Source organism: Microcoleus sp. BM001215392 (assembly GCF_036700185.1).
Taxonomy (GTDB): Bacteria; Cyanobacteriota; Cyanobacteriia; order Cyanobacteriales; family Microcoleaceae; genus Microcoleus.
Genome location: NZ_JAUBOJ010000024.1, coordinates 1 through 7689 on the forward strand (window position 1 = coordinate 1; position 7689 = coordinate 7689).

Consider the following 7689-nt stretch of genomic DNA (forward strand, 5'->3'; position numbering starts at 1 on the left):
CTTGCGCCGGGCATAAGATTAGCGGGCATACCTCACTTTTTTGAGAAAGGCTGTAGTTGCCCTGATATATAGCCTCGATCGAGTAAGTGAGATACATCCCCACCGATTCCCCATTACCAGAAAGAATTGGTTGAAAGCCGGAACACGAGTGAGGGAGAAATTAAAATCAGACTATTCATTACTCCAATCCTCTTCCTTCTAGGTAGAGGTCGCTCTTAAACTATCAACTGTCAACTGTTGAACAATTACCAGCGAGCACCTTCAGAAATTCGATCGAGGCTATACTTACTCATTCATATTCTTGTAAGTAGCAACCGCAGAAGGTGAACTCCGGTTTAAATAACGGAATATCCAATACTTAAATACCGTATCTAAGATAACTGGAAACGTCGCAATAAACAGAAAGATAAACTGCCGATTTTCTGGAAGTCCCAAATGCTTCGACAAACCTTCGAGAATTACCTCCCAACCGTGAGGTGAGTGGAATCCGACAAACACATCCGTAAACAAAATAATTACGAAAGCTTTTGCACTGTCGCTAAGTCCGTAAACCACATCATCCATGAAAGACTTTAAAATCTCAATTTCTTTCTTGTTGGTGAGGATAATCGCGGCAAAAGCCATAAAGGAAATCAAATCAGCAAAAATATTTTTAATTGCTCCACCGCTTTCACTGCGGTATTCCTCGGCCAGTTCAACTGCTTTCTCCGAAATTTTCTTTTCCCTCTCCTCTGAAGACAGCGACGGAGCCATACCAATTAATGTTTCAAATTTGAGGTGCTGCTCGAATCTTTCCAGTTCTTTAAAGGCTTCTTCTTCCAAGTCAATATTTATAAATACAGGAGCATTTTGCTTGACTCGAAAATGATCGATAATTGGCCCGACAATAAAATTTTTGGAAATTTGATTTGTCAGGAGCGGAACTAAAATCAAAAGTAAAATAAATCTCAGGGAAATGACGGTTTTTACTTTAGAATTGCGGAAATTTTTAACTACTTCTTTTTCCGCTTCCGGGTCTAATTCCTTAGTAATGCGATTCAAAGTTCCCAACAGCGATCGCGGTAATAAATTTACCTCTTCGGAATTAGTATCAACTTCGCCAGCCTGAGTTTGATGAATCTTAGCTGCATTTTTATTTGCTTGAGATAGAGAGCTGTTATTTGTAGATTTGGGCGCTAGGTTTAGCGAAGTGGCAACCGGAACGATCGCAGTTGATTTACTATTATTGATATACTTTTCGATGACTCCATCAATAAACCCTAGCTTCTCAAATACCAGGGACGATCGATCTTTGCTGTCGATATCTAATGGGTGGCGGTGAGGCGGTGCGTTGTAGCCAGCCTTGGGTTTGGCTCCCACCCGATCGGGTAATTCCAAAAAAGAACGGCTAGCATTAAACTCAACCATCCTGGTTTCGATGACCTTAAGGTATTTTTGCAGTTGGGATTTAAAGTAAGACAGAGTGCTGTGTCCGTAATCTCCGTAGCGATCGGAAATTGGTTGACCGCCAAAATGCTCGTCTTCGATCGCCTTAATTGCTAATGCAGCATCATAAGCCTGTTCTAGGGCTCTTTCAGGCGTTTCTCTATACCACTGGTTAGCGCTGTAGAGATATTTTACAAACCTGTTCCATGAAGAAGTGTTCATAACTCAAAGCTAGTTAGTTAGCTGTAGACATCATTAATTAAACTATTCATGGTATGTTAACAAATTTACATAAATTGGGAACGCAGGCAGAAAAGTCAATTTGGATTGTTGGGGCCGCCCGCAGCGGCAAAACCGATCGCCTAGTAGAGCAGTTCTGCGTGTGGAGCAAAACCGTAAAGACAGGGCCCGCAACAGTTTCAAGCCGCGGGCCAGGAGGGCGGCGGCGGGCGGGACAAACCGCCCCGGCAATTTTAGTCTTAGCAGCTAACGGAGACAACCGACTGGAATTAGCCGATCGCATCGCCATCGCTACCCAAGGAAAAAATGCCTTTCACTCGACAACACCCTTCGGTTTTTTTGAGCAAGAAGTATTGCTATTTTGGCCGCTGCTAGTTCAGTCTCTGGATTTGAGGGCTCAATTTCCTCGGAGACTCCAACCTGAAACCGAATTGGAACTTGCCGCCAGACTCTGGCGTCCCTCTCTTGACGAAGGGATTTTGCAACAAACAGGGGTAAGTCAAAACCGAATGGTGCGTCGAACTCTAGATTTATTGCAACTAGCAGCAGTCAGCGGTACGCCGAGAGAAGAAATTCCCAGGATTCTGGAACAGGGATTTGTCGGCGCTGGTGGCTCGAACCAGCTATGGGCGACTGCGGGAGAGTTGTTAGAAAGCTGGCGGGAATGGTGTTTGAAGCGCGGTTTCCTGACTTACGGGATAGTATGCGAACTCTACTGGCGCGATTTGTTGCCAAATCCGGCTTACCAGGAGCAGTTGGCCTCTAGATACCAAGCTGTGATCGCCGATGATGTGGACGATTATCCGGCCATCAGCCGCGATTTGTTCGATCGAATGCTGGATGCTGGGGCGGCGGGAGCATTCTCCTACAATCCGGATGGAGGAGTGCGTTTGGGTTTGGGGGCTGACACCGAATATCTCGGCGAACTCGAAAGTCGGTGCGCCAAGGTCGAAAACTTGGCAGCCCGATCGGGTTTAGCGCCAGAAATCGCAGAAGTCGCGATCGATTTAGCAGTTAATTCTGAGGGTGTTTATCCTTTAGGCTTGAGTTTACCACCATCGGTTCGATCGCTAGAAACGACTTCGCGGGCGCAATTGTTGCGAGAAACCGCTGAGCTGATCGTAGATGCGGTGAAGTCAAAAGCAGTGGAACCGCAGGATATCGCGGTAATTGCCCCTGGGATGGATGCGATCGCCCGTTACAGTTTAACCGAAATACTTGCCCGATCGGGTATCGCCGCGGCATCCCTCAACGATCAGCGTCCGCTATCGACTACGCCAGAGATTAGAGCTTTGCTGACTTTATTAGCCTTAGTGTATCCCGGACTCGGCCGAGAAGTCGATCGAGACGCAGTAGCGGAAATGCTGGTAATTTTAGGCAGCCAGAAACACGGCGAAGTAGTAGAAACAGAAGATTCCGAGTCCAGCTTCGGCATTCCAGCGAAAATGGCCAATCAAAAATCGATCGATCCGGTAAGAGCAGGTTTGATCGCCGATCACTGTTTTTGCCCGGATCTCGATCGACCTCAACTGCTGGCGGTTGAAGCCTTTGGGCGGTGGGACAGACTCGGACACCGAGCAGCTTTTGCCTACAAGCAAATTGTCGAGTGGATCGAACTACAGCGGTCGCAACAACAGGAACGGCTGTTGCCAAGTCCAATAGCCCTGCTCGATCGAGCCATCCAGAAATTTTTAATTTCCGACAGAAACCTACCGTACGATCGGCTATCTGCCCTGCGGGAGCTCATGGAAACAGCCGCCCACTACTGGGAAATACACGGGCGAATGCAGCGCCAAGAACCCACAAACCACTCCGAATCAGAAACCATCGCCCAATTCATCAAGTTGTTGCGGACTGGAACAGTCACCGCCAACCCGTTTCCCGTGCGTCCCGAAGGCCCAGCAGCCCGAGCCGTCACCCTCGCCAACATCTTCCAGTACCGCAGCAGCCGGCGCGCCCACAAATGGCACTTTTGGCTGGATGCAGGCTCGCCCCTGTGGCTCAGTGGCGGTGCGGCGACATTGTTTGGCGCTCCCTTATTTGTACGATCGCAACTGGGGCGTCCCTGGCAAACCGAAGAAGAAACCGCCGCCGACCAACAGCGGCTGCGGCGAATTCTGGTAGATTTGTTAAGTCGCACTCGGCTGCTCTACCTTTGTCACAGCGAACTAGCAGTCAACGGCCAAGAGCAAACCGGGCCGCTTCTGCCTCTAATTAACAGCTCTGTTTCTAGTCAGCAGTCAGGATAAGACCTCATACCTGATGCCTTCGGTAAGATGACACAAAAAATTATGACTGCCAAAACTAATTGTTTTTCGGCTACGGGATAAATACATCGGGCAAACTCAAAGCCAAATTTGTAGCTGCGATCGCGGCGATAGTAAAGTGTACCCAAAACAAGCATCAAAACCTGCAAAATTTAATATTTTTAGCTCTAAATATACCAGAGAGAAAAAAATATTATCTAGCAGTTGCAATTTTGATTGAGTATGCTAGAAATGAGCGAGATTTTTAATCAATTTTAAGCCGGATTTGTGGCAACAAACTGATATTAATCAGTTCTTAAAGTTAATCAGGATCGTCGTTTAAAGGAGCCAAAATAATGCCCCCTGCTGTACCAGTTATTATAGTTGACACAACGCCAACTCCAGCGCCAACGCCCGCGCCAACGCCCGAACCAACACCGACACCAACACCGACACCAACTCCAACCCCAACTCCAACCCCAACTCCAACCCCAACTCGCACCCCGACGCCAACTCTAGTAGATGATACATTTGGCGGCATAGACGGCACATTGGGCGGAGGCCTAAGTACCTCGCCCGCCGTCATCGGTGGCATCGTCCGCGGCACAGAAACCAACGACTCCTTAGTGGGCAGTCCCGGGCCCGACGTGATTTCCGGGCTGCAAGGCAACGACAACCTGCGAGGAGCCGGCGGCGACGATTTACTATTTGGCAACGAAGATGACGACGTGCTGTACGGCAATGAGGGCAATGACGTTCTCGATGGCGGTTCGGGACTCGATACCCTGTACGGAGGCAAAGGCAACGACTCCCTGGATGGGGGAAATAACCCGGATTTGCTCTACGGCAATGATGGCAACGATACGGTAGTTGGAGGCGAAGGCAAAGACACGGGTTTTGGAGGCAAAGGCAGCGACAGTATGCGCGGCGGCTCGGGTGACGACAGCTTGTTGGGCGATCGAGGCGATGATGTCCTGTGGGGCGATCAAGGTAACGACACCCTAAACGGCGGCGACGGCGAAGACTTGCTATTTGGCAACGAAGGAGGCGACTGGCTCTACGGCAGTGCCGGCGCCGAAACCATTTTTGCTGGCGACGGCGATGACATCGTGTTCGGCGGTGCCGGGGAAGACATCATTGACGGCGGTGCAGGCAATGACGTGCTTTGGGGCGAAGCAGGCAAAGATGTCGTAGCAGGAGGCGAAGGCAGAGATGTGTTCGTCATCGGTGCCTTCAGTTCTCCTAGCGGTAGCAGCAACGGCACTAACCCGGCATTTCTGACCACAGGCGGCCCAGATATCGCCGATGCTGACATTTTCACAGACTTTCGACAAGGTGAAGATGCGATCGGGCTCAGCGGCGACCTCAAGTTTGAAGATTTGGTAATCTTCCAAAGCACCGACAGCAAAGCCGGCAGCGCAATTATTCGCAAGGGCGTCAGCGGCGACTTTTTAGCAGTATTGCCCGGAGTAGACAGCAGAACCTTGGGGCGAACCTCATTTGTAATTGCCCCCACAGTTCCCGGCAGCGCTACCCCACTGCCCCTGCCGACGCCGAGTCCGACACCGACACCGACTCCGACGGCAAGTCCGACACCGACACCGACAGACAGTCCGACACCGACACCGACATCAAGTCCGACACCGACACCAACATCAAGTCCGACACCAACACCGAGTCCGACGCCGATGTTCCCGACACCGACGGGAAGTCCGACGCCTAGTCCGACAGTAATCAGTCCGGCACCGACGCCAACAGGAAGTCCGGCGCCGAGTCCAAGTCCCGTACCCTTTCCCAATCAGCCTCCCAGAGCCGTTAACGACAACTTCACCACGGTTGCGGGTCAAGATACAAGTTTCAACGTTCTGTTCAACGACACTGACCCGGAAAAGAACCCTCTGACGGTTACGACTTTTACCCCAGCAGCCAAAGGAAGCGTGACTCCCTTGGGCGGGGGCCTGTTCAAATACACCCCGAATCCCGGCTTCTCGGGTAGTGACAGCTTCAGCTACTCGATCTTAGACGGCAACGGCGGCACGAGTCAGGCGGTAGTAACCATCAATGTCAGCAACCCGCCGAAGCTAGTAATTAATGGCGGTGTGGTGGTTGCCAAAAGTTCTCCTACCCAAACCATCACGGCTGCGGATTTGTTAATCACAGATCCCGACAATCCGCCTGCGGATATCGTTTACACGATTACCAAAGCCCCCAACGCTACCAGAGGTTTTGTTCAAAGAGGCACTACTTTTCTGAATGTGGGCGGCAAATTCAGCCAAGACGATATCAACAACAACATCGTCAAATACAACTTGCTGGCTGGTGGTGGCAGCGACAGTTTCACGTTTACAGCCTCCGACGGGTCTGCTACGATCGGGCCGAGCTCGTTCAGCATTACGGTGGTAGATAGTATTGTCGATCGCACCGCACTCCCGGCGAGCACGTTTACAGGCAGCAACCTCAGCGACTACATCATCGGCGGCGCCGGCAACGATACCCTGTACGGGGGCGACGGCAACGACATCATCGACGGCAGGGGCGGCGACGACCTAGAATTCGGTGAAGCAGGTAACGACTCTGTGCTGGGATCGATCGGCAACGACACCGTAGACGGCGGACTCGGCAACGACACCGTAGACGGCGGAGACGGCATAGACTCGCTAATCGGGGGAGCGGGCAACGACCTGATGTTCGGCGGCAACGACAACGACATCATCTTGGGCGGTGACGGTAACGACACCATCGACGGCTCAACAGGCAATGATTCGATATTAGGAGAAGCCAGCGACGACTCGATACTCGGAGGCACCGGCAATGACACCTTATTGGGCGGCATTGGTGACGATTCGATCGACGGCGGCGCAGGCGACGACATCCTCGACGGCGGACTAGGCAGAGACTTGCTAGACGGCGGTATCAATAACGATTCGCTTTCCGGAGGCGACAGCGAAGATACGATTTTGGGCGGAGAAGGTGCCGACACGGCACTCGGAGGCTCCGGCAACGACTACATTTTGGGCGAGGGCGGCAACGACTTCCTGTTCGGCGAAGCGGGCGACGACACTCTAGACGGCGGTGTCGGCAGCGACTCGATCAACGGCGGTTTCGGCAACGACTTGGTATTGGGTGGCGATGACAACGACACTCTTGAGGGCGGTGCGGGCAATGACATCTTGGGTGGTGGCATCGGTTCTGACTTGCTCACTGGTGGGCCTGGCGATGATTTCTTCTATTACGAAACTCCCAGCGAAGGCGTGGACGTGATTGCTGACTTTAACGTTAACGGCAGTGGCACCGACAGATTCTTGTTCCGGTCGTCAAATTTTGCTGGTTTAACCAACTCTGGAACTACTAACGATTTCACCAGTTTTATCGTCAGGAATATCGGCAGCAACGGCGACAACATCAGCAAGCAAGAAGTCATTTTGTTTGAATCTAAATTTGACAACGCTCAAGCAGTCAACGCAGTGTTGAAGAATCAAAACGGTTCGACCAAAGGTGGAGCTTTCTTTGTTTACCTGAACAATACTTTTAATAAGTACGTTCTTGGGTTCGATCCAAATGTGGCAGATGACAGTCTCCCAGCTTTCGATTTGGGAGTGTTGAATACTATTCCCACAGTACCCGGAGCTCTGAGCACCGTCATTACTGCCTCTGACTTTAAGTTTATTTAGTAGTTTTTGAGTAGCGTCCCAAGGAGTCGAAACAATGCCACCAGCAGTACCAGCAATTATTGTCGAAACAATTACCGAGCCTACGCCGTCGCCGGGGACAACCACGA

At 51.1% G+C, this 7689-nt stretch carries 3 protein-coding genes; 2 read left to right on the plus strand and 1 reads right to left on the minus strand.

Features of this window, described 5'->3' with window-relative positions:
- Positions 1 to 285: 285 nt before the first annotated feature.
- Positions 286 to 1647: a proton extrusion protein PcxA gene (locus QT974_RS04770; protein WP_333467375.1), complete on the minus strand. Its 1362-nt coding sequence runs from the start codon at positions 1645 to 1647 to the stop codon at positions 286 to 288.
- Positions 1648 to 1700: 53 nt separating this feature from the next.
- Between QT974_RS04770 and QT974_RS04775 the strand changes: the two genes are divergently transcribed.
- The gene (locus tag QT974_RS04775) at positions 1701 to 3914 is read left to right on the plus strand and encodes a recombinase family protein (RefSeq protein WP_333467376.1); all 2214 of its coding nucleotides are present in this window, start codon (positions 1701 to 1703) and stop codon (positions 3912 to 3914) included.
- Between the two features lie 353 nt (positions 3915 to 4267).
- On the plus strand, positions 4268 to 7582 hold the full coding sequence (locus QT974_RS04780; protein ID WP_333467377.1) for an Ig-like domain-containing protein: 3315 nt from the start codon (positions 4268 to 4270) through the stop codon (positions 7580 to 7582).
- The last annotated feature ends 107 nt before the right edge of the window (positions 7583 to 7689 follow it).